Genomic DNA, 2,390 nt, shown 5'->3' on the forward strand with positions numbered 1-2,390 from the left:
CTTGTCCCCCTTGTCTCCCCTGTCCCCCCTGTCCTCCTTATCTCTCCTTCCAGATTCATCTGTGCCCTTAATGGCAAGGACGTCTGGACGAATATAGTGATAATACTTACTGCCACAATCCAATAGGACTTACTCGTAGTAGGCACTTTAGTGCCTAAAATAAGCGCTAAAGCGCTGACTACGAGTTTATATTTATCTTTTTTGTGTAATTGCGTAAGTTCTATCCAATAATACTTGCGTCGGTTGCTGATAGTTGTCCACCCGACTAAAGTCTCAGCCGAAAATTTTTGAGAATAAATTTTTTGTCGCAGACATTGCTTCACGCGAAATATCACCTATGGAACAACATAATTACTGAGTTACAAGTTTTTCTTGTGACTCCTGTTTCGCATTTGAACCTTGAGTACTCAATTGAATAAGTTCTACTTTGTACCCATCTGGATCTTCGACAAAAGCAATTACCGTTGAACCGTGTTTCATTGGTCCTGGTTCCCGGACTACTTTAGCACCAGTCTTTTTGATTTCGTCACAGGTAGAGTAAATATCATCGACTCCCAAGGCAATGTGACCGTAAGCATTACCTAGGTCATATTTTTCCACACCCCAGTTGTAGGTTAGTTCTAGAACTGAATTGTCTGTTTCGTCACCGTAACCGACAAAAGCGAGGGTAAATTCTCCACCTGGATAATCTTTTCGTCGCAGTAACTTCATTCCCAGGACATCGCAATAAAATTTTAAAGATTCTTCGAGGTTGCCGACGCGTAACATTGTGTGTAGTAAGCGCATAATTATTCTTGATTGCTTCTTTACCGATTTTAGATGGGGATGCTTGCACCTGTGCTGTACATTTTCAGAAATAGGATTTATTACAGCATTTTATTAATAACCCAAGTTGCGGGTTATCAAATTCTACACCTGTCACATCTGTCAATTCATGCGATCGCTTGTTTTTGACCTGAACTCACTGTAAGAGCGTTGCTTCGGTACTCTTCTAGAAAGCTATTTTTCCTTAACTGTCTTAAGTGTCTTAACTGTCCTTGTGTCACTTTCTCACTGGTGGTAAATTACTTACAACATTTTTATCTACATACGGTGAATTATGATTGCAATGAAACAACGATTGATACGTCGAGTACTAACTGTATTGGCTGTTGTGGCTATGCTTGCTATGGGTTTTATTTCACCATCATATGCTGCTACAGATACGGCAAGCTACTTTGCTTTTGACACTCCATATGACCGACAGACTTTCACTATTAAGCTCACAGACCCGAATACGATTCAAAAGGCAAGGGATATACTCAGTGGAAAAGAGACAAATGAAATTCATGTAATGGGAAGAATCAAAAAATCTAAAGCCTCATACAATCCTAGTTGGGATTACGAATTAGACCCATCAAAAATCGGGTTTTTTAGTATGGCAATAGAAGTTTGTGATGCTTCAATTGCTTACGTCAACGACCACCTAGATGAAGTGGGTGGCGCATTTTTACCAGGTTCTTATTGGTGTCCTTGGAGTTCACGTCTAGTTAAGGAGATTTCTAATTAAGAACTGAATCATCACGTTGCGTCCATGCCATAGTAACCCAAGTTGCGGGTTATCAAATTCTACACCTGTAACGCCGTGTGCAACTTTCTCTCAAACCTAACCCCCAACCCCTTCCCTGGTAGGGAAGGGGAGCAAGAATCAAAGCCTCTCTCCTTGTAGGGGAGAGGAATGGAAGCGGGGTTTCAAGAATAAGTCGCACCGAAGCGTCACCTGTAACATTTGTCAATTCATGCGATCGCACATAATAAGTTGACGGTTGCGTGTAGTGCAACCATCACTTAGACTCAACCATAAGTATAAGTATTAAATCAGGCTATGGTCTTTCATATACCCACAAGCAATACTCTTGACACACTCAGGTCGCGCTGACACTGAGATTCTTTAAGACTTGGCTCTTAAAAGGGATAGTCAAATATCCCCTTAGACGCTCAAAACAACTACCAGGACGAGAGGTATTGCAATTACGCTTACTTATTAAATTAACCAATGCTTTGCGAGTTCATCACAATGCCATTTTGGTACGCTCCATGTTTTTCTTTTACTTGTTTACCCAGGACTACAACATGTGTAGGGACGAGGTAAATCAGGAGTCACACCTTAAAAACACTTTTTTACGTAGATGATTATTCCTACTCGCTTATTGATTATAGCATATTCACGGTGGTTAAAACCACCTGTGTCGTGTTTCCTCCACTGTCTAAAGCCAAGTGGCTTCCACACGTAAATATATCGGGAGTTTGGTAGCCCCGTCTTTTTAAAGCGGGGTGGAAAAACGACGCGGGCAGATTTATCTGCATTCAAAAAATGCTAAAATATTAACAGCAAGTAAGAATAACCATCT

The 2,390-nt window shown here is 40.9% G+C and carries 3 protein-coding genes; 1 reads left to right on the forward strand and 2 read right to left on the reverse strand.

The window, feature by feature from the left end; genetic code table 11:
• Together OGM63_RS03765 and gloA are read right to left on the reverse strand one after the other, a co-directional pair.
• Window positions 1-323, reverse strand: a 323-nt coding sequence (locus OGM63_RS03765; RefSeq protein WP_263744169.1) for a hypothetical protein, incomplete at its 3' end; no start/stop codon positions are given.
• Window positions 324-351: 28 nt separating this feature from the next.
• The gene (gene gloA, locus OGM63_RS03770) at window positions 352-786 is read right to left on the reverse strand and encodes a lactoylglutathione lyase (protein WP_263744170.1); all 435 of its coding nucleotides are present in this window, start codon (window positions 784-786) and stop codon (window positions 352-354) included.
• 313 nt (window positions 787-1,099) lie between these two features.
• Here gloA and OGM63_RS03775 point away from each other — a divergent pair, with 313 nt between their 5' ends.
• Window positions 1,100-1,549 carry a BP74-related protein gene (locus OGM63_RS03775; RefSeq protein ID WP_263744171.1) on the forward strand — a complete coding sequence of 150 codons (450 nt, stop codon included), beginning with the start codon at window positions 1,100-1,102 and terminating at the stop codon, window positions 1,547-1,549.
• The last annotated feature ends 841 nt before the right edge of the window (window positions 1,550-2,390 follow it).

The organism is Plectonema radiosum NIES-515 (genome assembly GCF_025753815.1).
Lineage (GTDB): Bacteria > Cyanobacteriota > Cyanobacteriia > Cyanobacteriales > Nostocaceae > Hassallia > Hassallia radiosum_A.